Source organism: Methylobacterium oryzisoli (assembly GCF_046557895.1).
GTDB classification, from domain to species: Bacteria; Pseudomonadota; Alphaproteobacteria; order Rhizobiales; family Beijerinckiaceae; genus Methylobacterium; species Methylobacterium oryzisoli.
This window is the reverse complement of sequence record NZ_JBKIBX010000011.1, coordinates 29077-52881: the sequence shown is the minus strand read 5'-3', so window position 1 is coordinate 52881 and position 23805 is coordinate 29077. Positions and strand designations below refer to the sequence as shown.

At 71.4% G+C, this 23805-nt stretch carries 23 protein-coding genes; 10 read left to right on the top strand and 13 right to left on the bottom strand.

Annotated features, from left to right (window positions below):
* Window positions 1-229: 229 nt before the first annotated feature.
* A complete protein-coding gene (locus tag ACKUB9_RS12955; protein ID WP_407522540.1) occupies window positions 230-1000 on the top strand; it encodes a helix-turn-helix domain-containing protein in 771 nt (256 codons plus the stop codon).
* Between the two features lie 266 nt (window positions 1001-1266).
* On the opposite strand, the gene clpB is transcribed toward ACKUB9_RS12955, so the two are convergent.
* The gene (gene clpB, locus ACKUB9_RS12950) at window positions 1267-3903 is read right to left on the bottom strand and encodes an ATP-dependent chaperone ClpB (RefSeq protein ID WP_407522537.1); all 2637 of its coding nucleotides are present in this window, start codon (window positions 3901-3903) and stop codon (window positions 1267-1269) included.
* Between the two features lie 244 nt (window positions 3904-4147).
* Between clpB and ACKUB9_RS12945 the strand changes: the two genes are divergently transcribed.
* Entirely contained in the window at window positions 4148-4927 is a 780-nt protein-coding gene (locus ACKUB9_RS12945) for an MOSC domain-containing protein (protein WP_407522535.1), read from the top strand.
* A gap of 6 nt (window positions 4928-4933) precedes the next feature.
* Here ACKUB9_RS12945 and ACKUB9_RS12940 read toward each other — a convergent pair whose 3' ends face one another.
* Complete coding sequence (locus tag ACKUB9_RS12940; protein WP_407522533.1) at window positions 4934-5143, bottom strand: hypothetical protein; 210 nt, start codon at window positions 5141-5143, stop codon at window positions 4934-4936.
* A 60-nt stretch (window positions 5144-5203) separates the two neighbouring features.
* On the opposite strand from ACKUB9_RS12940, the gene ACKUB9_RS12935 reads away from it, so the two are divergent.
* From ACKUB9_RS12935 to ACKUB9_RS12920, 4 genes are all read left to right on the top strand, one after another.
* The gene (locus tag ACKUB9_RS12935) at window positions 5204-6142 is read left to right on the top strand and encodes a GNAT family N-acetyltransferase (RefSeq protein WP_407522531.1); all 939 of its coding nucleotides are present in this window, start codon (window positions 5204-5206) and stop codon (window positions 6140-6142) included.
* An 86-nt stretch (window positions 6143-6228) separates the two neighbouring features.
* Window positions 6229-7140 carry an acetylglutamate kinase gene (gene argB / locus ACKUB9_RS12930; protein WP_407522529.1) on the top strand — a complete coding sequence of 304 codons (912 nt, stop codon included), beginning with the start codon at window positions 6229-6231 and terminating at the stop codon, window positions 7138-7140.
* 156 nt (window positions 7141-7296) lie between these two features.
* Complete coding sequence (locus ACKUB9_RS12925; RefSeq protein ID WP_407522527.1) at window positions 7297-8043, top strand: pyrimidine 5'-nucleotidase; 747 nt, start codon at window positions 7297-7299, stop codon at window positions 8041-8043.
* A 115-nt stretch (window positions 8044-8158) separates the two neighbouring features.
* The gene (locus tag ACKUB9_RS12920; RefSeq protein ID WP_407522525.1) at window positions 8159-8578 is read left to right on the top strand and encodes a metallopeptidase family protein; all 420 of its coding nucleotides are present in this window, start codon (window positions 8159-8161) and stop codon (window positions 8576-8578) included.
* A 3-nt stretch (window positions 8579-8581) separates the two neighbouring features.
* Here ACKUB9_RS12920 and ACKUB9_RS12915 read toward each other — a convergent pair whose 3' ends face one another.
* From ACKUB9_RS12915 to dapE, 3 genes are all read right to left on the bottom strand, one after another.
* Entirely contained in the window at window positions 8582-9811 is a 1230-nt protein-coding gene (locus ACKUB9_RS12915; protein ID WP_407522523.1) for a peptide ABC transporter permease, read from the bottom strand.
* A 153-nt stretch (window positions 9812-9964) separates the two neighbouring features.
* Window positions 9965-10546: a hypothetical protein gene (locus tag ACKUB9_RS12910; RefSeq protein ID WP_407522521.1), complete on the bottom strand. Its 582-nt coding sequence runs from the start codon at window positions 10544-10546 to the stop codon at window positions 9965-9967.
* An 87-nt stretch (window positions 10547-10633) separates the two neighbouring features.
* The gene (gene dapE, locus ACKUB9_RS12905) at window positions 10634-11824 is read right to left on the bottom strand and encodes a succinyl-diaminopimelate desuccinylase (protein ID WP_407522519.1); all 1191 of its coding nucleotides are present in this window, start codon (window positions 11822-11824) and stop codon (window positions 10634-10636) included.
* Between the two features lie 138 nt (window positions 11825-11962).
* Here dapE and ACKUB9_RS12900 point away from each other — a divergent pair, with 138 nt between their 5' ends.
* Entirely contained in the window at window positions 11963-12736 is a 774-nt protein-coding gene (locus ACKUB9_RS12900; RefSeq protein WP_407522517.1) for a HesA/MoeB/ThiF family protein, read from the top strand.
* 15 nt (window positions 12737-12751) lie between these two features.
* Here the strand turns inward: ACKUB9_RS12900 and ACKUB9_RS12895 are convergent, their stop codons facing one another.
* The 8 genes from ACKUB9_RS12895 to rpmI all read right to left on the bottom strand — a co-directional run bounded on the left by ACKUB9_RS12895 (window position 12752) and on the right by rpmI (window position 19129).
* Window positions 12752-13012: a hypothetical protein gene (locus ACKUB9_RS12895; RefSeq protein WP_407522515.1), complete on the bottom strand. Its 261-nt coding sequence runs from the start codon at window positions 13010-13012 to the stop codon at window positions 12752-12754.
* A 91-nt stretch (window positions 13013-13103) separates the two neighbouring features.
* Window positions 13104-13991: an SEC-C metal-binding domain-containing protein gene (locus tag ACKUB9_RS12890; RefSeq protein ID WP_407522513.1), complete on the bottom strand. Its 888-nt coding sequence runs from the start codon at window positions 13989-13991 to the stop codon at window positions 13104-13106.
* A 26-nt stretch (window positions 13992-14017) separates the two neighbouring features.
* Window positions 14018-16444 carry a phenylalanine--tRNA ligase subunit beta gene (pheT, locus tag ACKUB9_RS12885; RefSeq protein WP_407522511.1) on the bottom strand — a complete coding sequence of 809 codons (2427 nt, stop codon included), beginning with the start codon at window positions 16442-16444 and terminating at the stop codon, window positions 14018-14020.
* 18 nt (window positions 16445-16462) lie between these two features.
* Complete coding sequence (locus ACKUB9_RS12880) at window positions 16463-16948, bottom strand: hypothetical protein (RefSeq protein ID WP_407522509.1); 486 nt, start codon at window positions 16946-16948, stop codon at window positions 16463-16465.
* Window positions 16948-17256, bottom strand: coding sequence for a hypothetical protein (locus tag ACKUB9_RS12875; protein WP_407522507.1), 309 nt, complete (start codon window positions 17254-17256; stop codon window positions 16948-16950). The genes ACKUB9_RS12880 and ACKUB9_RS12875 overlap by 1 nt, the downstream gene beginning before the upstream one ends.
* A 22-nt stretch (window positions 17257-17278) precedes the next feature.
* A complete protein-coding gene (gene pheS / locus ACKUB9_RS12870) occupies window positions 17279-18361 on the bottom strand; it encodes a phenylalanine--tRNA ligase subunit alpha (protein ID WP_407522505.1) in 1083 nt (360 codons plus the stop codon).
* 138 nt (window positions 18362-18499) lie between these two features.
* Window positions 18500-18877 (bottom strand): 50S ribosomal protein L20, encoded by a 378-nt coding sequence (gene rplT / locus ACKUB9_RS12865; RefSeq protein WP_238235330.1) that lies wholly within the window; start codon window positions 18875-18877, stop codon window positions 18500-18502.
* Between the two features lie 51 nt (window positions 18878-18928).
* Window positions 18929-19129 carry a 50S ribosomal protein L35 gene (rpmI, locus tag ACKUB9_RS12860; RefSeq protein ID WP_055879647.1) on the bottom strand — a complete coding sequence of 67 codons (201 nt, stop codon included), beginning with the start codon at window positions 19127-19129 and terminating at the stop codon, window positions 18929-18931.
* 362 nt (window positions 19130-19491) lie between these two features.
* On the opposite strand from rpmI, the gene ACKUB9_RS12855 reads away from it, so the two are divergent.
* The 3 genes from ACKUB9_RS12855 to tsaA all read left to right on the top strand — a co-directional run bounded on the left by ACKUB9_RS12855 (window position 19492) and on the right by tsaA (window position 23672).
* Window positions 19492-20631 carry a glycosyltransferase family 4 protein gene (locus tag ACKUB9_RS12855; RefSeq protein WP_407522502.1) on the top strand — a complete coding sequence of 380 codons (1140 nt, stop codon included), beginning with the start codon at window positions 19492-19494 and terminating at the stop codon, window positions 20629-20631.
* Window positions 20632-20865: 234 nt separating this feature from the next.
* Window positions 20866-23169: an amylo-alpha-1,6-glucosidase gene (locus ACKUB9_RS12850; RefSeq protein WP_407522499.1), complete on the top strand. Its 2304-nt coding sequence runs from the start codon at window positions 20866-20868 to the stop codon at window positions 23167-23169.
* Window positions 23166-23672: a tRNA (N6-threonylcarbamoyladenosine(37)-N6)-methyltransferase TrmO gene (tsaA, locus tag ACKUB9_RS12845; RefSeq protein WP_407522497.1), complete on the top strand. Its 507-nt coding sequence runs from the start codon at window positions 23166-23168 to the stop codon at window positions 23670-23672. Before ACKUB9_RS12850 ends, tsaA begins: the two co-directional genes overlap by 4 nt.
* The last annotated feature ends 133 nt before the right edge of the window (window positions 23673-23805 follow it).

Genomic DNA, 23805 nt, shown 5'->3' with positions numbered 1-23805 from the left:
ATTTGGTCGCCCTGTGGCCCGTGAGCACACTTACATTAGAATGAATAAATTCTGATGGGACGTCGCTCACGCTGCGACAGCCACGGAGTGAAGCTCGCAGGTCTTGGTCCGGAGCCGAAGATTGACTGGGTTCGCTGACGATAAGGCTGGCTTGGACCGGTCCCCTTCGCCCCACGGTCCCGTCCCGACTGCCTTCCGGATGCGCGCGAGCCCGCGTGCGGACGTCGTGATGGCGAGCGCCGCCTACGACGCCTACGAGGGGCCCTACGAGCCCCTGCCCTATCTCGCCATCTACCTCTGCCTCGACGGCGGCGGCCGGCTGGCGCGTCTGAGCGACGCCCAGGCGCTCGACGGGCTCTTCCTCCCCGGACGGGTCGGCCTGGGCGCGGCCCATGCCGGGGGGACGGGCTTCGGACCCCGCATGCGGCTCCTCGCCCTCGGGGTGTCGGAGCCGCGGCTCGCCCCTCTCGTCGCCGAACTGCCGCAGGACCGCTTCGATCTCGAGGCTGCGGCCTCCTGCTTCCACGAGGGACCGCTCCTGAGTGCGGCGGTGACCGCGATGTGGCGTCACGCCGACGAGCACGGCCTGTCGACGGCCTTCTGCGACCATGCGCTCGGGGTGATCGTGCACGAACTCGCCCGATCGACCGGAGCCGCCCTGCTGGCGGGCACGCACCGCCTCGGTCGGCGCCAGATGGCCGATCTCATCGATTACATGGAGGCGAACCTGCACCGCGACGTCGCGGTGGCGGATCTGGCCGCGCTCGTCGGCCTCAGCGCGAACCATTTCGGCCGCTGCTTCCGCACCACGACCGGGCTGCCGCCCTACGCCTTCCTGACGCGGCGCCGCCTGGAGCGCGCCGCGGTCCTCCTCGCCGACACGTCGCTGCCGGTGATCGAGATCGCCGCGATGGTCGGCTACGTCAATCCGAGCCAGTTTTCGTCCGCCTTCCGCCGCCACAAGGGCGTGACGCCCCTGGAATGGCGGCGGAACGCCTAGAGCGGGATCCGATCGCGTCGCGATCGGGTCCCGCTCTAGGCTTTTGAAAGGGTCGCATGTTCTGCGACGAACCGGTGACCGTCTCGTCGGGACATGCTCTGGCGGCCCGCGCCTCCGTGCGAGGCGCGGGCCGGGCCGCTCAGTTCAGCGTGGCGCCCGCGGGGCGGCGCTCCGCCGCGACGGCGACGTCGCCGATCATCAGACCCGCCGGGCCGAGGCGCACCGACACGGGCTCGCCGTCGTGGATCGTGCCGCNCCCGGGCCGCTCAGTTCAGCGTGGCGCCCGCGGGGCGGCGCTCCGCCGCGACGGCGACGTCGCCGATCATCAGACCCGCCGGGCCGAGGCGCACCGACACGGGCTCGCCGTCGTGGATCGTGCCGCTGAGGAGCTGCTCGGCCAGCGGATCCTGCACGGCCTTCTGGATCACTCGCTTGAGTGGGCGCGCGCCGTAGGCCGGGTCGTAGCCGCGCTCGGCAAGCCAGTCGCGGGCGTCGGGCTCGACGTCGAGCGTGATCTTGCGCTCGTCGAGGAGTTTCTGCAGGCGCGCGAGCTGGATGTCGACGATCGCCCCCATCTCGCTCCGCTTGAGGCGGTGGAACAGGATGATCTCGTCCACGCGGTTCAGGAACTCGGGCCGGAAATGCCCGCGCACCACCGCCATCACCTCGTCGCGCACCGCGACGCTGTCCTGCCCCTCGGGCTGGTTGACCAAGTACTCGGCCCCGAGATTGGAGGTCATGATGAGGAGCGTGTTGCGGAAGTCGACCGTCCGCCCCTGCCCGTCGGTGAGCCGCCCGTCGTCAAGAACCTGCAACAGGACGTTGAACACGTCCGGGTGCGCCTTCTCGATCTCGTCGAACAGCACCACTTGGTAGGGACGGCGCCGCACGGCCTCGGTGAGCGCCCCGCCCTCCTCGTAGCCGACATAGCCGGGGGGTGCGCCGATCAGCCGGGCGACCGAATGCTTTTCCATGTACTCCGACATGTCGATGCGCACGAGCGCGGTCTCGTCGTCGAACAGGAAGCTCGCCAGCGCCTTGGTCAGCTCGGTCTTGCCGACGCCCGTCGGCCCGAGGAACATGAACGAGCCGATCGGCCGGTTCGGGTCCTGCAGGCCGGCGCGCGCCCGGCGCACTGCGGTCGCGACCGCCTCCACGGCCTCGCGCTGGCCGACGACGCGCTTGCCCAGCGCCGCCTCCATGGCGAGCAGTTTGTCGCGCTCGCCCTCCAGCATCTTGTCGACCGGGATGCCGGTCCAGCGCGAGACGACGCCCGCGACGTGGCTCGGCGTCACCGCCTCCTCCATCAGCCCGGACCCGTTGCCGCGCGTGCCATCCTGGCCCCTGGCCTCGATCTCGGCCAGTTCCCGCTCCAGCCCCGGGATGATGCCGTAGGCGAGTTCGCCCGCCCGCTGGTACTGGCCCTGGCGCTGCGCCGCGGCGAGTTCGTTGCGGGATTCGTCGAGCTTCTTCTTCAGCTCCGCGGCGCGGCCGAGCTTGTCCTTCTCGGCCTTCCAGCGCGCCGTGATCGACGCCGACTGCTCCTCCAAGTCGCCGAGCTCCTTCTCCAGACGCACGAGCCGGTCGCGGGAGGCTGCGTCGGTCTCCTTCTTCAGCGCCTCGGCCTCGATCTTCAGCCGCACGATCTCGCGGTCGATGGAATCGAGTTCCTCGGGCTTGGAATCGACCTGCATGCGCAGGCGCGAGGCCGCCTCGTCGACGAGGTCGATCGCCTTGTCGGGCAGGAAGCGGTCGGTGATGTAGCGGTTCGACAGGGTGGCGGCCGCGACGAGCGCGGCGTCCTGGATGCGCACGCCGTGGTGCTGCTCGTACTTCTCCTTGATGCCGCGCAGGATCGAGACCGTGTCCTCGACGGTGGGCTCGGACACGAAGACGGGCTGGAAGCGCCGCGCCAGCGCGGCGTCCTTCTCGACGTGCTTGCGGTACTCGTCGAGGGTCGTGGCCCCGACGCAGTGCAGTTCGCCGCGGGCGAGCGCGGGCTTGAGCAGGTTCGAGGCGTCCATCGCCCCATCCGCCTTGCCGGCGCCGACGAGGGTGTGCATCTCGTCGATGAACAGGATGATGCCGCCCTCGGCCGCGGTGACCTCGGAGAGCACGCCCTTCAGCCGCTCCTCGAACTCGCCGCGGTACTTCGCGCCCGCGATCAGCGCGCCCATGTCGAGGGCGAGCAGGCACTTGTCCTTCAGGCTCTCGGGCACGTCGCCGTTGACGATGCGCAGCGCCAGCCCCTCGACGATGGCGGTCTTGCCGACGCCGGGCTCGCCGATCAGCACCGGATTGTTCTTGGTGCGCCGGGACAGCACCTGGATGGTGCGCCGGATCTCTTCGTCGCGGCCGATCACCGGGTCGAGCTTGCCCTCGCGGGCCGCCTCGGTGAGGTCGCGGGCATATTTCTTCAGGGCGTCGTAGGCGTTCTCGGCCGTGGCGTTGTCGGCAGTGCGGCCCTTGCGCAGCGCGTTGATGGCGGCGTTGAGCGAGGCGGCGGTGACGCCCGCGGCGGCGAGCGCACGTCCGGCCTCGCTGTCCTTCTCGACCGCGAGCGCGAGGAGCAGCCGCTCCACCGTGACGTAGGAATCGCCCGCCTTCTCGGCGGCCTTCTCGGCCGTGTCGAACAGGCGCATCAGCTCGCGCGTCGCCTGCGGCTGGCTCGCGCCGCCCGACACTTTCGGCTGCTTGGCCAGCCACGCCTCGATCTGAGCCAGCGCCACGCGCGACTGGCCGCCCGCGCGCTCGATCAGGCCGGCGCAGAGGCCCTCGGAATCGTCGAGCAGCACCTTCAGGACGTGGCCGGGGGCCAGCTGCGGGTGCCCCTCGCGCAGCGCCAGGGCCTGCGCGGATTGCACGAAGCCGCGGGCGCGCTCGGTGTATTGTTCGAAGTTCATCTCGTCTCCCCTCCTCGATCGGGGCCGTCCGCCCCGGTGGCGGGCGCGGACGGGCCGTCAGGCACCCCGCAACGGTGGGCGTTCGCGGGGTCCGGCCCTCGTGACGGAGCGGCCGGTAGGCTCCATGTGGTGTGGCATATCGGTGACACAAGGGGCCGGCCGCGCCGAACGGTTCCCACATCCATGCGCCCGGCGAGGGGCCCGGATGCTTGCTCCACGCGCCCGCCGGGGATAGCCCTGCGGAATGGCAGCTTCCCTCCGCGTCGTCGACCTTCACCGTTACCCCGTGAAGGGCCTCTCGCCCGAACGCCTGGAGGCGGCCGACCTCGCGGCCGGATCCTACTTCCCGGGCGACCGACTCTTCGCGGTGGAGAACGGGCCGAGCGGCTTCGATCCGGCGGCGCCCGTCCACCAGCCGAAGATCAAGTTCCTGATGCTGATGCGCCACGAGGCGCTGGCGCGCCTCGCGACGCGCTATGACGACGCGGCCGGCACGCTCGTCATCCGCGAGGGCGACCGGGAGGCCGTACGCGCCGACCTCTCGACCCGGGACGGACGGCTTGCCGTCGAGGCGTTCTTCCGCCGTTTCATGCCGGCCGAGCTGCGCGGGCCGCCGAAGGTCCTCTCGGCGCCGGACGGCTTCCGGTTCACCGATTCGCGCTCGGGCTTCGTCTCGCTCATCAACCTCGCGAGCATCGCGGCCCTGGAGGACATGGTGGGCGCGCCCGTCGACCCGCTGCGCTTCCGGGGCAACCTGCACGTCGAGGGGCTGGCGCCCTTCGCGGAACTCGACCTCGTCGGCTCCGACCTCGTCGCGGAGAGCGGCCTGCGGTTGACGGTGACGAAGCGGACCGAGCGGTGCGCGGCGACCAACGTCGATCCGCGCACGGGCGAGCGCGACCTCACGATCCCGCGCACGCTCCTGCAGCGCCTCGGCCACGCGGATTGCGGCGTCTACGCGCGGGTGGCGACCGGCGGCACGCTGCGCCCCGGTGATGCGTTGAGGATCGAGGCGGCTGCCTGAGGATGGTCAGGACTTCGACGGCAGCCAGACGGGCTCCGGCTCCTCGGGCGGCAGCATCGCCGCCACGGCGTCGAGGTCGACCGTGTAGCTCTCCGTGAGCAGCCGCCACAGGTCCTGGCGGCTCGCGGCACGCCGGCCGAGGGAGGCGACGGTGGCGGCGAGGAGCGAGGGATTGGTGAGGGCGGGACGCGGAAGAAGGGTTTCCAGTTGGCGCATCGTTCCACCTCGCGTGGCTGCGAGGAACTTTCCTTCCCCAGGGTTAATGCGACGTAAACCGTGAGGGCGATCCCGAACTTCCCGCGCCACGTGCTCGTCCTCAGCGGGCCCGCCGTCGCGGCCGAGCGGGCCGCTGCACTCGGGGCCGCCCTGGAGCGGCGCGGGCACGCCGTGACCCTGCGGCCGGAGGCGGACGGCCTCGTGCCGGCCGACGTCGTGGTGGCCGATCACGGCGAGGCGACGCTCGCCGAGGAGCAGGCCCTTCGCGCGAACGGCGCGCTCCTCGCCTGCCTCGACGGGCGGGCCGACCGGGCGCATGCCTGCGACCTCTTGGTGGATGCCGCGCCCGGATGTGGCCGGACGGATTACGCCGGGCTGATCCCGCCCGGCGCGCGCGGCCTGTTCGGGCCGCGCTACGCGCTGCCGCCGCACGACGACGAGGGCGGAGACGCGCTGGGGGCGGAGCGCATCGCCGCCGCGCTCGGAAGCCTCGTGGCCGCCGCGCCCTTCTGGCCCGCCGCGGTGTCGCTGCGCCCGGCCCGCGCGGCGGATGCCCGCCGGCTCTGGATCTGGCGCAACGACCCGCTGTCGCGCGCGATGGCGCGCAGTGCCGCCCCGGTCGGCTGGGAGGGCCACCGCGCGTGGCTCGCCGCGCGGCTCGCCGAGCGCGAGCGCACCCGCCTCCTCGTGGCCGAGGCGGACGGGGAGCCGGTCGGGTCGCTGCGCCTCGACCGGGTCCGCGACGGGCAGGAAGCGGAGGTGACGCTGGTCGTCTCGCCGCTCGCGCGAGGCCTCGGCCTCGGCGGTCGCCTCCTCGACGCGCTCGCGGCCGACGCGGCCGAGACGGGCTTCGCCCGCCGCCTCGTGGCGACGATCCGGGCCGATAACGCGGCGGGGCGCCGAGTCCTGGAGCGCGGCGGCTTCCGCCTCGCGCAGGCCGGCACGGCCTGGCCGCGCTACGAGCGGACCGTCATCGTCCCGTCGCGAAGCGCTCCCTAAAGGCGGGCCTTCCGCGCTTCCGGTGCCTGGCAAGCTGCGTTAGAACCCGCGCCCGACCCGCGAGCCGATCGAGAGGACGCCGCACGATGAGCCAAGCCGCAGACGCCCTGCCCAACGTGCACGTGCGGGCCGAGGTGCTGGTGCAGGCCCTGCCGCACATGCAGCGCTACGATCAGGAGATCGTGGTCATCAAGTACGGCGGCCACGCCATGGGCGACCGGGCCGCGGCGGAGGATTTCGCTGAGGACATCGTGCTCCTGGAGCAGTCCGGCCTGAAGCCCGTGGTGGTGCATGGCGGCGGGCCGCAGATCGGCCGGATGCTCGACCGGCTCGGCATCAAGTCCGAGTTCCGCGAGGGCCTGCGCGTCACCGACGAGGCCACCGTCGAGGTGGTCGAGATGGTGCTGGCCGGCTCGATCAACAAGCAGATCGTGGGCTGGATCTCGGCCGAGGGCGGCAAGGCGATCGGCCTGTGCGGCAAGGACGGCAACATGGTCCAGGCCCGCCGCGCGACCCGCACGGTGGTGGACCCGGATTCGCACATCGAGCGGCACGTCGATCTCGGCCTCGTGGGCGAGCCTGAGCGGGTGGACCGCAGCGTGCTCGACGCGGTGCTGAAGGCCGAGCTGATCCCGGTGCTGGCCCCCGTGGCGGTGGGCGCCGACGGCCAGACCTACAACGTGAACGCTGACACCTTCGCGGGCGCGATCGCGGGGGCGCTCCGGGCCAAGCGCCTGCTGCTCCTCACCGACGTGCCGGGCGTGCTCGACAAGGAGAAGCGCCTGATCCCGGAACTCGCGGTGGAGGATTGCCGTCGCCTCATCGCGGACGGCACCATCACGGGCGGCATGATCCCGAAGATCGAAACCTGCATCTACGCCATCGAGCAGGGCGTCGAGGCGGTGGTCATCCTCGACGGCAAGGTGCCGCACGCGGTCCTGCTCGAACTCTTCACCGATTACGGAGCGGGCACGCTGATCCGCCGCAGCCGCCCCTAGAGCATTGTCCGACAAAGGGGATGCCGGTTCGTCGCAGACGATGCGGCACATCAAGGACTGAGAGCAGAGCGGCGCCGTTTGCCTTCTCGGCGGCGGCGCCTATCCTGCTCCTCCGGGGGCCGCGGGGCCCCCTTCGCGTCGAGACGGGTCCAGCCCTTGCACCTGCCCAGCGAGTTCCTGCCCAGCGAGAGCCACCTCACCGCTCCGGATGCCCGCGGCTTCTCGGGCGTCGACACCTGGGTGTTCGACCTCGACAACACGCTCTACCCGCACGACGCCCGGGTCTGGCCGCAGGTGGACGAGCGCATCACGCTCTACGTGATGAACCTCTTCGGCCTCGACGGCCTCTCGGCGCGCGCGCTGCAAAAATACTTCTACCACCGCTACGGCACGACCCTGCGGGCGCTGATGGCCGAGTGGGAGATCGACCCCTACGCGTTCCTCGACTTCGCGCACGACATCGACCATTCGAGCATCGTCCTCAACCCGGATCTCGGGCGGGCGATCGAGCGGCTGCCAGGGCGCAAGCTGATCCTCACCAACGGCTCGCGCCGGCACGCCGAGAACGTGGCGCGCAAGCTCGGCATCCTCGACCATTTCGAGGACGTGTTCGACATCGCGGCCTCGGACTTCGTGCCCAAGCCCGAGCGCTCAGCCTACGAGCGCTTCCTCGACCGGCACGGAGTCGACCCGACCCGCTCGGCCCTGTTCGAGGACATGGCCAAGAACCTCGTGGTGCCGCACGATCTCGGCATGGCGACCGTGCTGGTGGTGCCGCGCACCATCGATCCTTTTCGCGATCCGTTCGAGCAGGAGGCGGTGCGCGCGCCGCACATCGACCACATCACGAACGACCTCGCGGGCTTCCTGACCGACCGCGTCGCGCCGGCGCTCGCCGCGTGAGCGGGCCGGACGACCCGGCCGAGATCTGGGGCCGGCGGATCGGGCGGGGGCTCGGCCTCGTGGCGGTGCTGGTGCTGGCCTGGATGCTCGGCGCGCAACTGGGGCTGTGGTGAGCATGGCGGAGATCGACTGGAGCGACCTGCGGGCGCCCGACCTCGCCGCCTTCGAGGCGATGGCGGAGGCCGCCTTCGCGCGCCTGCCCGACGGGTTTCGCCGCCTCTGCCAGGGCGTGGTGATCCGGGTCGAAGATTTTCCCGACGACGAGACCCTGGCCGAGATGGGTTGCGAGAGCGAGTTCGACCTGCTCGGGCTGTTTCGCGGCACCGGACTGGCGCAGGGCGGCGGGGCGGCCGGCCTCGCCACCGGCCAGTTCCCCAACATGGTCTGGCTCTACCGCCGCCCGCTGCTCGACTACTGGGCCGAGCACGACGAGACGCTGGGCCACCTCGTCACCCACGTGCTGGTGCACGAGATCGGCCACCATTTCGGCCTCTCGGACGACGACATGATGCGGATCGAGGAGGCGGCGGGCTGACGTTCAGCGCCCGCCCGCGCCCGGCAGCGCGCTCGCGCGCGGGCGGCTGGTGCGAAATTGCCCGCGCTCGATCGCCGCGAAGGCCAGCACCGCGACGGCGAGGCTGGTGAGCCACCAGATCACCGTGGTGCCGATGCCGAGGCAGGCGGAGGCGAAGGCGGCCGCCGCGGTCGCCATCGCGCCGGGGGCGAGCAGCGGGTGCTCGCGGCCCGACTGGCGCAGCGACGACCACAGCACGAAGGCCGCCGCGAAGGCGCCGACGACGCCGAGTTCGTACCAGATCTCGAACAGGAGCGAGGACGGGGCGTTCGCCGGCAGGAGCCCGACGACGCGACCGCGCAGAGCCGTCTCGAAGCCGTGCCCGGTGATGAGGCGCAGGGGCTCGCTCGTCACCACCCGCTGCCACGTACGCAGCGAGAGCGACAGCGGGTGCAGCGGGCCGAGGACCGGCGTGACGAGCGGGCGCAGCAGGAACGGCAGGAGGGGGCTGAGCACCACCAGCCCGGCCGCGACGCCGGCCGTGACCTTGACGCCGATTTCCCGGCGCCATGCCGTCAGCGCGAAGGCCGCCGCACCTGCCGCGAGTGCGAGCAGCGGGATCGGGCTCGGCGCCAGCACCAGGGCAAGCGCCACCGCCACGGCGACGCCGAGCGCCTCGATGTCGCGGCGGCGCGAGCGCAGCCACGCCACCGCCGGCCAGACGAGGAGCGCGAGCAGCATCGCGCCGCGCTCCAGGGCCGAATCGTCGTCGAGCCCGACGCGCAGGGCCGCGCCGCTGAACAGGCCCAAGGCCACGGCCAGCACCGCCGCGAGCGCGACGCCGACGGGCAGCAGATAGGCGTTGGCGGCCCGCATCCGGTCCGGCAGGGCCAGGAAGCCCGCCAGCGTCAGCCCGACCGTCACCGCGATGTTGAGCAGCCGCTCCGCCGCCGGCCCGGGAAACGGCGTCCAGACCAGCGAGAGGGCCGCCCAGCCCACGAGCAGTGCCCCGGCAGCGGCGGCCCTGGCGCGCGCGAAGCGGCCGAGGCCCGTCAAGGCCGGACGGGCGGCGCCGTCGAGGGCGGCGGCGAGGCACAGCAGCACGACCGCGATCGGCACCACGATGACGATGGCGCGCCGCGACAGCAGGGCGGCGGTCGGCACAACCACCAGCATCGCGAAGAACCCGATGCGGCGCAGCAGCGCCGCCGCATCGACGGCCGGATCGGAGTGGGATGACACCGCGCGCGGCATGGGATGCGACGAGCCTTCAGGGCCGGCGCCCCGGGCGCGCGGTCCCTCCCTCCTAGTCGAGGCGCCGGGTCCGGGGCTGTAGATGCGATGCAACACTCTCGGAGGCCGGTGAGAAGCCGACGCATGCGGCGAGGCCGGTGTGGCCCCGCGGATTCAGACGAGCGCGTGCACGCCGCCCGCCACACTGGCGACCAGGGCCGTGCAGGCGAGGGTGAGCAGCACCGTGCCCGCGCCGGAGAGACCCAGCGTGGCCCGCACCGCCGAGCCGTACAGGTGCACCAGCACCGCTCCGAAGGCGAGGCCGTGCACCACCGCGAGCCCGGGCGTCGAGAGGCCCAGCAGCAGCAGCAGCCCGGGGACCGACAGGACCAGGGACGCGACCACGAGGATCCAGTTCGTGACCACCACGAAGGGCACGTAGCCCCGCGTGAGGTCAAGGCGCCGGGCCACCGCGATCATGGCGAGCGGGACCACGAGGAAGCAGGCGAGCGCGCCCGCCAGCACCCCGAGCGTCACATGATCGAAGCGAAACAGCCCGGACTGGACGAGATCGTCGCGGCCGCGCTCCAGCGCCAGCGCGATCACCACGGCCGGGGCGGTGAGCCAGAAGGCCCCGAAGGAGCGCCAGAACCCGCGCTCGCTGATGTCGAAGCGCCCGAGCGCGCCGGGCTTGCGGTTGAGGAGATCGGCCGTGCCGCGCAGCGAGCGGACGACCTCGTCGGCAGTGGCGAGCATGCGGCCTCCGGCGGGCGGCCGAAGCGCAACGCATGATGTCCGAGGCTCCGGCCAGCTCGGCGAGATTCAACTTTCGTCTAAGGGCGGTCAAGCCCCTTCGTGCAATGCAGCATCGCCCGGAAAGTAGGTGTCGAGCACCCGGCGGAAGATCGCGGTCAGGCGCGCGAGATCGGCCACCGGCACCCGCTCGTCCACCTGATGCATGGTCTGGCCGACGAGGCCGAACTCGATCACCGGACACGCTTCCTTGATGAAGCGCGCGTCCGAGGTGCCGCCGGTGGTCGAGAGCGCCGGCCGCTCCCCCGTCTCGGCCTCGATCGCGCCGGCCACGAGCTGCACGAAGGGGTCGGGCTGCGTCAGGAAGGCGAGCGAGTTGGTCGGCCGCACCGCCAGGCTGTAGCGCACGGCGTTGCCGGCCGCGGCGTCGAGGCGGCGGCGCAGCTCCGCCTCCAGGCTCTCGGGCGTCCAGAGGTCGTTGAAGCGGATGTTGAAGGTGCCCTGCGCCTGGCCCGGGATCACGTTCGTGGCGGGGTTGCCCACGTCGAGGGTGGTGAATTCGAGGTTCGAGGCGTCGAAATGCTGGGTGCCACCGTCGAGGGGCTCGGCCAGCAGCGCGCCGGCGAGGCGCACGAGGCCGGGAATCGGGTTCTCGGCCAAGTGCGGATAGGCGACATGGCCCTGCACCCCGTGCACCGTGAGCGTGGCGGTGAGCGAGCCGCGCCGGCCGATCTTGATCATCTCCCCGAGCCGTTCGGGGTTCGTCGGCTCGGCCAGGATGCAATGGTCGAAGCGCTCCCCGCGCGCCGCCGCCCAGGCCAGAAGCTTCACGGTGCCGTTGACTGCCGGGCCCTCCTCGTCCCCGGTGACCAGGAAGGCGATCGAGCCGCCGAAATCCGGCCCGCGGGCGGCGAGGAAGTCGAGCACCGCGGCGGTCAGGCAGGCGAGCCCGCCCTTCATGTCGACGGCCCCGCGCCCGTGCACCTCCCCCGCCTCCACGATCCCGCCGAACGGATCGTGGCGCCACGCCGCCGCGTCCCCGGGCGGCACCACGTCGGTGTGGCCGGCCAGCAGCAGGCAGGGGTTCGCCGTGCCGAGGCGGGCGTAGAGATTTTCGACGTCGGGCGTGCCGGGCTCCGAAAAAACCGGGCGCTCGACCGCGAAGCCCGCCTGCGCAAGGACGCCGCCCAGATAGGCCAGTGCCCCGCCCTCCGAGGGCGTGACGGAAGGACAGCGGATCAGCCCCTGCGTGAGGGCGAGCGGCGACAGGATCTCCGGCATGGCGGTCCCCGGTGGCGATAGCGTGTGGCCCCGGTAGAGCGGTTCGCCCCCGCGGGGAAGCTCTCTCGGTCCGACACGGGCGGCTCCCATGCGGGTTCGGGCCTTCCGGAGGCGCGCGCGGGGGGCTATCTCCGGCCCATGACGAGCCTGTCCTCCGACGAGATCGAGCGCTACGCCCGCCACATCGTGCTGCGGGAGGTCGGTGGGCCGGGCCAGGCGCGCCTCAAGGCGGCGCGGGTGCTGGTGATCGGCGCGGGGGGCCTCGGCGCCCCGCTGATCCAGTACCTCGCGGCGGCCGGCATCGGCACGATCGGAATCGTCGACGACGACACCGTCTCGCTGTCGAACCTGCAGCGGCAGGTGATCCACGGCACGCCGGATATCGGCCGGCCGAAGGTGGAGAGTGCCGCCGCTTCGGTGGCGCGGCTCAATCCGCACGTGCGGGTCGAGCCGCACGCCCTGCGGCTGAACACGGAGAACGCCGAGGCGCTGGCCTCGGCCTACGACGTGGTGGCGGACGGGTCCGACAATTTCGAGACCCGCTACACGGTCTCGGATGCCTGCTTTCGCGCGCGCCGGCCGCTTGTGACCGCGGCACTCGGCCAGTTCGACGGCTCGCTCACCACGATCCGCGCCCATGAAACCGGCCCGGACGGGCGCCCGAACCCGACCTACCGCTGCCTCTTCCCCGACCCGCCGCCTCCCGGCGCGGTGCCGACCTGCGCGCAGGCCGGCGTGCTCGGGGCGCTCGCCGGCCTGATGGGCTCGCTGATGGCGATGGAGGTGATCCGGGAGATCACCGGCTTCGGCGAAGGCCTCGTCGGCCGCCTGCTGATGGTCGATGCCCGCTCGCTGCGGTTCGAGACCCTCGCGTATGCCTGGGATCCGACGAACCCCTTGAGCGGGGGGTGAGGCCCGTCCTTCCTCTCAGCGGCAGAACCAGCGCCCGCGGAAGGCGTCGAAGTAGCGCTGGCCGCACCAGTCGTGGCCGTAGCCGTAGCCACCGAAGTACCCGATCCGCCGGTGATGCCAGCCGTGGCTGTGGCCGTGGAAGTGATGGAAGCCCCCGAAATGATGGCCGCCGCCGTGATGGCCGCGCCCGCCGAAGCCGCGGGCCTCGGCCGATCCGGCCAGCATCAGGGTGGCGACGCCCGTGACGACGAGGGCGCCGAGGGTCGACTTGATCATGTGCCTGCTCCTTGTTTGGACACGGGCACAGGGAACACCGGGCAGCGGACGCGTTCCGTGATGCGGATCACGCAAGGGTGTGGCGGCCTCGCTAGCCGGCCTGGCTCCCGCCGGACGCGACCCGGTCGTAGCAGCACTTCTTGAACTTCTTCCCGCTCCCGCAGGGACAGGGATCGTTGCGGCCGACATCCCGGTAGGGATTGTGGACGGGAGGCGGGACGTACTCGACCGGCTCCGCATCGGGATCGGGCTCGGCCGTGAAGGCGAGTTCGATGGCGGGATCGCCGAGGTATCCGAGGCTCATCTTCTCGAACCACTTGCGCCGACGGCGCGCGTCGGCGGCGTCGCTCAGCATCTTCTCGAAGGCGGAGGGCCGGCTGAACTCGGCGGGCGTCCGCCCGCTGCGGCGCGAATCCCGCGCCCGCCCGGCCAGATCGGCGTGGCCGAGAAGGCCGATCGCGTCCTCCCAGCCCTGCCAGGCGGGATCGCCGTCCGGAACCTGCCCTTCCGTGTCGAACCGGTCGAGGAGATCGCGGGTCGCGGCCGGATCGAGCCGTCCCTCCGCGGTCAGGAACGCGATGGCGCCGAACACGGACATGCGGACGAGTCCGTCCGCCTGTGGGTCGCGCACGAGGGCGAACAGGGCCGTTGGGTCGCCGTCGTAGAGGCTCGCGACGAGGCGCGGCAGGGTCTCGACGTAGTCTTCCCCCAGCACCGCCGCGACGTCCTCGTCGGGGCGCCGGATCAGCCGCAGGTACGGCGCGAAGGCGCGGCCGTCCTGGGCGGCGCCGAGCGCGTGGACGCCCCAGAAAACGAGGTTCGTCTCGGGCACCGTCAGGCTCTCGCCCGCGGCGGCCCGGTCGAGCAGCGCGACGACGGGCTCCGCGATCGTGTCCGGCGCCGCCACCGCGCGGGCGAGCGCGGCCTGGGGCAGGTAGGAGGCGTCCGAGAGTTCCTCGACGAGGGCCTGGTCCGTCATCGCCGCCTCCTGCTCCCCGGATGCGCTCACCCGCGCAGGGTCGCGCCGGTCTTCTTCGCCACCTCGGCGACGATCCGGGCACTCACCGCCTCGATCTCCGCATCCGTGAGGGTGCGGTCCACCGGCTGCAGGCGCACCGCCACCGCGACGGATTTCTGGTCCGCCCCGATGCCCGTGCCCTCGTAGACGTCGAAAACCTCCACGCCCGCGATCAGCGCACGCTCGGCGCCCTGGGCGGCCTTCAGGATGTCGCCCGCCGCCACGTCGCGCCCGACCACGAAGGCGAAGTCGCGGCTCACCGGCTGGAACTCTGACAGCTTGGCCGGCGGCTTCACCTTGGTCGGCCGGTGCTTGGGCAGCGGCAGCGCGTCGAGCACGATCTCGAAAGCGACCACCGGCCCCTTGACGTCGAGGGCCTTGAGCACGCGCGGGTGCACCTCGCCGAAATGCCCGATCGGGTTCTTCGGCCCGAATTGCAGCGTGCCCGAGCGGCCGGGATGGAAGTAGTCGGGAGCGCCCGCGACCACCTGCAGCCCGCCGGTCGGCACGCCCAGCGCCGTGAGGAGCGCCAGCGCGTCGGCCTTGGCCTCGAAGGCGTCGACCGCCTGCGCCGCCCCGTCCCAGTGGCGCCCCGCGCCCGCGAAGCGCGCGGTGCCGCGGCGCAGGGCGGCGGCGCGCATGCTCTGCCCCTCCGGCTGGTCGGAGGCGAAGCACTGGCCGACCTCGAACAGGGCCACGTCGCCATAGCCGCGGTCGGCGTTGCGCTGAGCGGCGCGCAGCAGGCCCGGCAGCAGGCTCGGGCGCATGTCCGAGAGGTCCGCGGCGATCGGGTTGGCGAGGGCGAGGTCCGGCCGCCCGCCGCCGAAGGCCTGGGCCTCGTGCTTGGCGATGAACGACCACGTCACCGCCTCGACGAGGCCGCGCGCCGCGAGTTCGCGCTTGGCGAGCCGGGTGCGCCGCTGGAGCATCGTGAGGACCGGACGGATCACCGTCGCGTCGATCCGCGGCAGGGGTTTGGGGTCGATGCGGTCGAGGCCGGCGATGCGCACGATCTCCTCCACGAGATCGGCCTTGCCCTCGACGTCCGGCCGCCAGGAGGGGGGAAGCACCTTCACCCGGTCGCCCGTGCCGGCGACGTGGAAGCCGAGGCTCTCCAGCGTCACCTTCATCTCCGGCCGCGGCAGGTCGAGTCCCGAGAGGCGCCGCACCTCCGTCCAGGGGAAGTCGATGACGCGGTCGGTGTCTGGCATCTCGCCCGCGACGGTCGCCTGGGTCGGCGTGCCGCCGCAGAGATCCGTCACCATCCGGGTGGCGAGGTCGAGGCCCGGCAGCGTGAAGGCCGGATCGACGCCGCGCTCGAACCGGTAGCGCGCATCCGTGATGATGCCGAGCCGCCGCCCGGTCTGCGCGATGGTGCGCGGATCCCAGAGGGCCGATTCGATCAGCACGTCGGTGGTGGTCTCGTCGCAGCCCGAATGCTCGCCGCCCATGATGCCGGCGATCGATTCGACGCCCGCCTCGTCGGCGATCACCACCACGCCCTCGTCGAGCCGGTAGGTGCGCCCGTCGAGGGCCACCACCTCCTCGCCCGCGCGGGCGCGGCGGACCGTGAGGTTGCCGGTGACCTTGGCGGCATCGAAGACGTGCAGCGGCCGGCCGCGGTCGAAGGTGACGTAGTTGGTGATGTCGACGAGTGCGTTGATGGGCCGAAGGCCGATCGCCCGCAGGCGCCGCTGCAGCCAGTCCGGCGACGGGCCGTTGCGCACGCCGCGCACCAGCCGCAGGCCGAAGAGCGGGCACAGGTGCCGGTCCTCCGCCGCGAAGTCGAGGGCGACCGTGACCGGGCAGGCCCCCTCCCCGCGCACGGGCGGCAGCGGCTCGCGCTTCAGGCTGCCGAGCCCCGCCGCCGCGAGGTCGCGGGCGATGCCGTGGATGCTCGTGCAGTCGGGCCGGTTCGGCGTGAGGTTGATCTCGATCACCGGGTCGTCGAGGCCCGCATAGGCGGCGTAGGTCTGCCCCACCGGCGCGTCGGCCGGCAGGTCGAGGATGCCGTCATGGTCGTCCGACAGGCCGAGTTCGGCGCCCGAGCACAGCATGCCGCGGCTCTCGACGCCGCGGATGGTGCCCACCGACAGGGTGATGTCCTTGCCCGGCACGTAGGTGCCGGGCGGCGCGAAGACGCTCCGCATGCCGGCGCGCGCGTTCGGTGCCCCGCACACCACCTGCACGGGGGCGGCGCCGTCGCCGGCATCGACCGTGCAGACGCGCAGCCGGTCCGCGTTCGGGTGCTGCTCGGCGGTGAGCACGGCCGCGATCCGGTAGGCCGCGAGGTCCGCCGCCTTGTCCTCGACGCGCTCCACCTCCAGCCCGATGCGGGTCAGCGTCTCGACGATGGTGTCGAGCGAGGCGTCGGTGTCGAGGTGGTCCTTGAGCCAGGAGAGGGTGAATTTCATCGGTCGTAACCCGTGGGCTCAGGCGAGCCGAGTCTTCGTGACGAGGAGGACGGCCAGCCTGCGACGCTGGTCGTCATCGAGGGATTCAAGGTCGGCGACGGTCTGCTTGGCCCGCACGACGGTGCTGCGGGTGACGTAGCGGCGAACCTCCAGGCTCGGCGGGCTGTAATCCGCTTGATGCCGACGCTCCTGAAGCTCGGCGAAGGACACGCCGATCGCGACGATGCCCGGGCCGAGTTCGGCCGCCTCACGCCCGGCCAACCGCTTCCTGACCTGGCCGTGATCGAGCAATCGATAGACCGGCTCCATCAGCATCGTGTCGCGCGTCCAGACGTCGAGCGCGCGGGCGCAGATGAAGCAGAGCCCGTGGAAAACGGCGTAATAGGCCGTGCTGACGGCACGCCGCATCGCCGCCTTCTGGAGATTGCGGCGTCCCGTCTGCTCGGCCAATGACGTGGCGACCTCCAGGAGATCGTACACGAGGGGGTTGCCCAGGCGCGGCATCACGCTTCTCCGCCCGCGCGCCAATCGTCGTCATCGCCCAGAACCTCGTCGTCCGGGTAATCGAAGGTGAGGTAGGGGAAGCGCTCCTCCCCTTTCCCGAGCAGCGTCATCCGGAGCGCCGCGTGCGCGGCGTTCGATTCCTTCCCGCCGGTCACGCCCGAGCCGGGCTTGAAGCGGGCCGTGACGAACAGAGACGGATCGCCGTCGTGGTCGAAGCCGGGGCGCACCTCGACGCCCGCATACCCGGAGCCGCCGAGGATCGGGGACAGAACCTCGTTCGCGATCGCGGTGATCTCCTGCTCGGTCATGACGGCGCCTCCCAGGGCTCCCTCAGGTGGTCAGCCCGCCCACCAGATTCGGGATATCGAGCGGGCGGAAGCCGTAATGGTCCAACCAGCGCAGGTCGGCCTCGAAGAAGGGGCGCAGGTCCGGCATGCCGTACTTGAGCATGGCGATGCGGTCGATGCCCATGCCCCAGGCGAAGCCCTGCACTTGATCGGGATCGAGGCCGCACTGGCGCAGCACGTTCGGGTGCACCATCCCGCAGCCGAGGATCTCCAGCCAGTCGTCGCCCTCGCCGAAGCGGATCTCGCCGCCCTTGCGCGAGCACTGGATGTCGACCTCCGCGGAGGGCTCCGTGAAGGGGAAGAACGAGGGGCGGAAGCGCATCTTGACGCTCTCGACCTCGAAGAACGCCTTGCAGAACTCTTCCAGGATCCACTTCAGGTGCGCGATGTTGGCCGAGCGGTCGATGACCAGCCCCTCGACTTGGTGGAACATCGGCGTGTGGGTCTGGTCGGAATCGTGCCGGTAGGTGCGGCCGGGGCAGATCACCCGGATCGGGGGCTGCTGCGTGCGCATGGTGCGCACCTGCACGGGCGAGGTGTGGGTGCGCAGCAGCTTGCGCTTCCCGTCCCGGTCGGGGGCGAGGAAGAACGTGTCGTGCATCTCCCGGGCCGGGTGGCCCTCGGGGAAGTTCAGCGCCGTGAAGTTGAGTTCGTCGGTCTCGATGTCCGGCCCCTCGGCGACGGCGAAGCCCATGTCGCCGAAGATCGCCGTGATCTCGTCGATGACCTGCGTGATCGGATGGACCCGCCCGCGCGTCTCCGGCCCCTCGCGCACGGGGAGCGTCACGTCGATGCGCTCGGCCGCGAGGCGGGCCGCCAGCGCGGCCTCGGCGAGGCTCTCGCGGCGGGCCAGGATCGCGCCCTGCACGCGGTCGCGCAGCCCGTTGATCAGCGGTCCCCGCTCCTTGCGCTCCTCCGGCGACATGGCGCCGAGCGTCTTGAGAAGGTCGGAGACGGCGCCCTTCTTGCCGAGCGCGGCCACCCGCACGCCGTCGAGCGCCGCTTCGTCCGCGGCGGCCTCGACCTTCGCGAGGAGGTCGGATTCGAGGCTGTGGAGATCGGTCATTGGGTCCCTGCCGGATCGCGCGGGGACGCCGTGCCCCGCCGGGGCCGGCCGGTCAAGCCGCGCAAACGAGAACGGCCCGCGCGGGGGCGGGCCGTCGGGTGGCGCGGGGGCGGCGAGACGCCCCCGCTGCGCGTGACGTCACGCCGCCTGGGCGGTCTCGGCGGGCAGCGCGGCCTTGGCCTGCGCGACCACGGCCCCGAAGGCCGCCGGCTCGTGGATGGCGAGTTCCGACAGCGCCTTGCGGTCCACCACGATCCCCGCCTTGGAGAGGCCGTCGATGAAGCGCGAATAGGTCAGGCCGTGCTCGCGCACCGCCGCGTTGAGGCGCTGGATCCACAGGGCGCGGAAGCTGCGCTTGCGGTTCTTGCGGTCGCGGTAGGCGTACTGGAGGCCCTTCTCCACCGCCTGCTTGGCGATGCGGATCGTGTTCTTGCGCCGGCCGTAATAGCCCTTGGCGGCCTTGAACACCTTCTTGTGCTTGGCGTGACTCGTCACGCCGCGCTTGACGCGAGCCATGATGATCTCCTGGAGTGCTTAACGAAACAGATTGATCGCGAGAGAAGGACTTCAGCCGTTGGGCAGGAAGTACTTCTTGACGTTGGCGGCATCGCCCTCGAACAGGGTGGTGGTGCCGCGCAGGTTGCGGATCTGCTTCGTGGTCCGCTTGATCATCCCGTGCCGCTTGCCGGCCTGGGCGTACATGACCTTGCCGGTCCCGGTGATCTTGAAGCGCTTCTTGGCGCCCGACTTGGTCTTGAGCTTGGGCATTTCGCTCTCCTGAGACGAGCTCCACCGGGCCCTTGCAGACCCGACGATCCAGCGATCGGTGCGTGGAGCGAGACGAACCGCCACGGCAGCCCTCACGGCCGGGCGGTTCGGATGAGGCGGGCGCCTTAGCACGCCCCCGGCATCGCCGCAATCGGGATGCGCGGCGCGCGCCCGGATCGCGGCCGGCTGAGGAAAGGTGTGGGCAGCGGGGGCGGCCCGCACGACCGGACTCCCCTCGCGCGCGGGTTCGTGTTGTGCATCGCACCGGAACCATAACCGTAGGTTCGCGGTTCTGTTCATGTCCCGCTCAGGCCCGATCGTGCTTGATCCCGCCAACGATTGGCGTCTCAGGAGAATTCGTCGTGCGCATAGCCCAGATCGCCCCCCTCGCGGAGGCTGTCCCGCCCAAGTTCTACGGCGGCACCGAGCGCGTGGTCTCGTGGCTGACGGAGGAATTGGTCCGGCAGGGCCATGACGTCACGCTGTTCGCCAGCGGCGACTCGGAGACGAGCGCCAAGCTCGTCGCCTGCGCGCCCGAGGGCCTGCGCCTCGCCGGCATCCGCGACCACGTCGCGAGCCACCTGGCCATGCTCTACCACCTGCGCCGCCGGGCCGACGAGTTCGACATCATCCACTTCCACATCGACCTCCTGCAGTACCCGCTGTTCGAGGACCTCAACCACAAGTGCGTGACGACCCTGCACGGCCGGCTCGACGTGCCGGACTTCATGCCGGTCTACCGCACCTTCACGGGCATGCCGCTGGTGTCGATCTCCGACCACCAGCGCGGGCCGATGCCGTCGAACGCCAACTGGCTGGCGACGATCCATCACGGCCTGCCGGCGGAGAATTGCCGCTTCTCGGCGACGCCGAAGGACGGCGGCTACCTCGCGTTCCTCGGCCGCATCTCCCCCGAGAAGCGGCCCGACCGCGCCATCGAGATGGCCAAGCGCTCGGGCGTGAAGCTCAAGATCGCCGCGAAGGTCGACAAGGCCGACCAGGAGTACTGGGACGAGGTCATCGAGCCGATGACCCACCACCCGCTGGTCGAGTACATCGGCGAGATCAACGAGGACCAGAAGCACGACTTCCTCGGCAACGCGCTGGCGCTCGCCTTCCCGATCGACTGGCCGGAGCCCTTCGGCCTGGTGATGATCGAGGCGATGTCGGCGGGCACGCCGGTGATCGCGTGGCGCAACGGCTCGGTGCCGGAGGTGATCAAGGACGGCGTCTCGGGCGTGGTGGTCGAGTCGATGGACGAGGCGGTCGCGGCGGTCGAGACCGTGAAGGCCATGAGCCGTCAGGGGGTGCGCCGCTACTTCGAGACCCGCTTCACCGCGAGCGTCATGGCGGGCTCCTACGTGAACGCCTACGAGTCGCTGATCGCGGCCGAGGCCCAGGCGATCAAGATCCCGGGCCTGTCGCTCGGCGCCGACCACGCGCTGGGCGGCATCGCCAACGGCCACAACGGCACCAAGCCCGCGGGTCTCTGGCCGCTCTGACGCCGCGGCCGCCGCACTGACACGAACCGAAGGCCCGGCCTCCGCGAGGAGGCCGGGCCTTCGGCGTTTCTGGCGCATATGCGGGCAGGACGTCCCCTGGCCGGGGCCGCACGATGGCCCACATTGGCGGGCGTATGGCAGCCTTCAGCGGGGTGATTCGCCCCCGCCGTGCCCGAACCAGCCCCTCTCGAAGCCCCCTCTCGAAGCCCCCTCTAGACTTGGAGACCCGCGCCGATGGCCGTGACCGTGCAGGAGCCCGCCGCCCTCTCGCATTCCGGTGCCGGACAGGACGACGAGCCGCTGCCGCAGTACCACATCGAGGCCCAGACCTCGCTGGTGGAGCGGCCGCTGCGCTCGCTCAAGCACGGCGACGCCTTCGCGGTCCTCGACAGCTACGGCGACATCGGGGTGTTTCCGGGGCCCGAGGGCCTCTACTTCCAGGACACGCGCTTCCTCTCGCGGCTCGAACTGACCGTCGAGGGCCAGCGCCCGCTCCTCCTCGGCTCGGTGATCCAGGACGACAACGGGGCGCTCTCGGTCGACATGACCACCCCCGACATCCGCATCGACGCCAACGACGAGACCTCGATCCCCCGCGAGATCATCGCGCTCGACCGCACCAAATTCCTGTTTCGCGGCACCTGCTACGACCGGATCGGGCTGCGCAACTACGACACCAAGCCCCGCCACCTGCGCCTCGCGCTCAGCTTCGACGCGGATTTCCGCGACCTGTTCGAGGTACGCGGCGGCACCCGCGAGCGGCGGGGCCAGCGCAGCGTGGAGGTGACGCGGCCCGACGAGGTGATGTTTCGCTACCACGGCCTCGACAACCGCCTGCGCACCACGCGCCTGCGCTTCGGGCCGAAGCCGGACCTGATCGAGAAAAACCGGGCCGAGTTCGAGGTGCGCCTGCCCCCGGGCGGGCGGGCGTCGGTGTTCGTGCGCGCCGTCTTCGACGCGAGCGACGTCAAGGCGGACCAGCTCGTGGCCGTGAGGGGCAGCGCCTTGCCCATCACCTCGCCGATCTATCCGAGCCCGCGCCGGGAGGACGGCCACGCCAAGGGCGAGGGCATGGCCTTCGCGCTGGCCTACCGGGATGCCCGGCGCGACCTGCGCGCGGCGACCGCCGACATCACCACCATCGAGAGCTCGAACGACCAGTTCAACGAGGCCGCCTGCCGCGCCACCGCCGACCTCTACATGCTGGCGACCCGCACGGAGCACGGCCTCTACCCGTATGCAGGCATCCCCTGGTACAGCACCGTGTTCGGGCGCGACGGCATCATCACCGCGATGATGACGCTGTGGATCGATCCGAACATCGCCAAGGGCGTTCTGCGCTACCTCGCGGCGACCCAGGCGAAGACCAACGACCCCGCGGCCGATGCCCAGCCCGGCAAGATCCTGCACGAGACCCGCCACGGCGAGATGGCCAATCTCGGCGAGGTGCCCTTCCGGCTCTACTACGGCACCATCGACGCGACGCCGCTCTTCGTGATGCTGGCCGGGCAGTATTTCGAGCAGACCGGCGACAAGGCGACCATCCAGGCGATCTGGCCCAACATCCTGGCGGCGCTGGAATGGATCGACACCTACGGCGACCGCGACGGCGACGGCTTCGTCGAGTACGCCCGCGAGACCGAGAAGGGACTGGCCAACCAGGGCTGGAAGGACAGCCACGACTCGATCTTCCACGCGGACGGCCGCATGGCGCAGGGGCCGATCGCGCTGTGCGAGGTGCAGGGCTACGTCTACGCGGCCAAGCGCTCCGCCGCGAAGCTCGCCGCGATGCTCGGCCACGTGGCCCTGGCCGAGCGGTTGAAGATCGCATCGGAGGGCCTGCGCGAGGCCTTTGACCGGGCCTTCTTCGTGCCGGAGCTGGGCACCTACGCGCTGGCGCTGGACGGGGAAAAACGTCCCTGCGCGGTGCGCTCCTCCAACGCGGGCCACGCGCTGTTCACCGGCATCGCCCACCCGGAGCGCGCGGCGGGCGTCGCGGACGCGCTGATGGGCAAGGACGGGTTCAACGGCTGGGGCGTGCGCACGATCGCGCAGGGCGAGGCACGCTTCAACCCGATGTCCTACCACAACGGCTCGATCTGGCCGCACGACAACGCCATCGTGGCGCTGGGGCTCGCCCGCTACGGCCACAAGCGGGCGGCCGCGCGGGTGTTCGAGGGCCAGCACGGCGCCTCGCTCTACGAGGAGGGGCGGCGCCTGCCCGAGCTGTTCTGCGGCTTCATGCAGCGCAAGCAGCGCGGCCCGACCAACTATCCGGTGGCCTGCAGCCCGCAGGCCTGGGCGGCGGCGGCCCCGTTCGCGTTCCTGGCGGCCTGCCTCGGCCTCGAACTGCGCCACGACCGCAACCGCATCCGCTTCCGCGACCCGATCCTGCCGTCCTTCCTCGACGAGGTGATGATCCGCAACCTCAAGCTCGGCGGGTCGCGGGTCGACCTCCTGCTCCACCGCCACGGCCCGGACGTCACGGTCAACGTCCTGCGCCGCAAGGGCGACGCGCAGGTGGTGCTGCTGAAGTGACGCCGGATCCGGATTTCGGGCTGCGGCCGGGCGAGACGGCCGCGGCCCTGCCCGAGCGCTTCGATGCCGGGCTCCACTTCATCGGCCGCATCCGCACGCCCTGGACGCGCCGCGAGGAGTGCCCCAAGAACTCGGCCCAGTCGGATGCCGTCTGCACGATCGAGCTGGACCCGCTCTACGCCCCCGCGCTCGCGGGCCTGGGCGGGACCACCCACCTGATCGTCCTCTACTGGATGGATCGGGCGCCGCGCGGCCTCCTGGTGCAGCAGCCGCGCCATGCGGGCGCGCCGCGCGGCACCTTCGCGCTGCGCTCGCCCGCCCGCCCGAACCCGATCGCGCTCTCGGTCGTGGACCTGCTCGCCATCGAGGGCCCGCGCCTCACGGTGCGCGGGCTCGATTGCCTCGACGGCACGCCCCTCCTCGATCTCAAGCCCTACTTCGCCTCGACCGACGCCAAGCCGCAGGCGCAGGTCGGCTGGAAAGCCGAAGGATCCCACGGCTGAGACCGCCCGGTACTGCCGCAGGGTCAAGTATAGCCGGGCTTCGGCCTCGCATTCCGTCCCTTCGGCCGCGCCAGGATCAGCAGCGGGTTACGGTTTATCAAAATCCTCTTGCCACAACGGGGGTCGTATCGAG

Bases quoted from the DNA above. Each gene is read 5' to 3' on its own strand.
- ACKUB9_RS12955 (WP_407522540.1), top strand. From the start codon at position 230: ATGGCGAGCGCCGCCTACGACGCCTACGAGGGGCCCTACGAGCCCCTG.
- clpB (WP_407522537.1), bottom strand. From the start codon at position 3,903: ATGAACTTCGAACAATACACCGAGCGCGCCCGCGGCTTCGTGCAATCC.
- ACKUB9_RS12945 (WP_407522535.1), top strand. From the start codon at position 4,148: ATGGCAGCTTCCCTCCGCGTCGTCGACCTTCACCGTTACCCCGTGAAG.
- ACKUB9_RS12940 (WP_407522533.1), bottom strand. From the start codon at position 5,143: ATGCGCCAACTGGAAACCCTTCTTCCGCGTCCCGCCCTCACCAATCCC.
- argB (WP_407522529.1), top strand. From the start codon at position 6,229: ATGAGCCAAGCCGCAGACGCCCTGCCCAACGTGCACGTGCGGGCCGAG.
- ACKUB9_RS12920 (WP_407522525.1), top strand. From the start codon at position 8,159: ATGGCGGAGATCGACTGGAGCGACCTGCGGGCGCCCGACCTCGCCGCC.
- ACKUB9_RS12915 (WP_407522523.1), bottom strand. From the start codon at position 9,811: ATGCCGCGCGCGGTGTCATCCCACTCCGATCCGGCCGTCGATGCGGCG.
- ACKUB9_RS12910 (WP_407522521.1), bottom strand. From the start codon at position 10,546: ATGCTCGCCACTGCCGACGAGGTCGTCCGCTCGCTGCGCGGCACGGCC.
- dapE (WP_407522519.1), bottom strand. From the start codon at position 11,824: ATGCCGGAGATCCTGTCGCCGCTCGCCCTCACGCAGGGGCTGATCCGC.
- ACKUB9_RS12900 (WP_407522517.1), top strand. From the start codon at position 11,963: ATGACGAGCCTGTCCTCCGACGAGATCGAGCGCTACGCCCGCCACATC.
- ACKUB9_RS12895 (WP_407522515.1), bottom strand. From the start codon at position 13,012: ATGATCAAGTCGACCCTCGGCGCCCTCGTCGTCACGGGCGTCGCCACC.
- ACKUB9_RS12890 (WP_407522513.1), bottom strand. From the start codon at position 13,991: ATGACGGACCAGGCCCTCGTCGAGGAACTCTCGGACGCCTCCTACCTG.
- pheT (WP_407522511.1), bottom strand. From the start codon at position 16,444: ATGAAATTCACCCTCTCCTGGCTCAAGGACCACCTCGACACCGACGCC.
- ACKUB9_RS12880 (WP_407522509.1), bottom strand. From the start codon at position 16,948: ATGCCGCGCCTGGGCAACCCCCTCGTGTACGATCTCCTGGAGGTCGCC.
- ACKUB9_RS12875 (WP_407522507.1), bottom strand. From the start codon at position 17,256: ATGACCGAGCAGGAGATCACCGCGATCGCGAACGAGGTTCTGTCCCCG.
- pheS (WP_407522505.1), bottom strand. From the start codon at position 18,361: ATGACCGATCTCCACAGCCTCGAATCCGACCTCCTCGCGAAGGTCGAG.
- rplT (WP_238235330.1), bottom strand. From the start codon at position 18,877: ATGGCTCGCGTCAAGCGCGGCGTGACGAGTCACGCCAAGCACAAGAAG.
- rpmI (WP_055879647.1), bottom strand. From the start codon at position 19,129: ATGCCCAAGCTCAAGACCAAGTCGGGCGCCAAGAAGCGCTTCAAGATC.
- ACKUB9_RS12850 (WP_407522499.1), top strand. From the start codon at position 20,866: ATGGCCGTGACCGTGCAGGAGCCCGCCGCCCTCTCGCATTCCGGTGCC.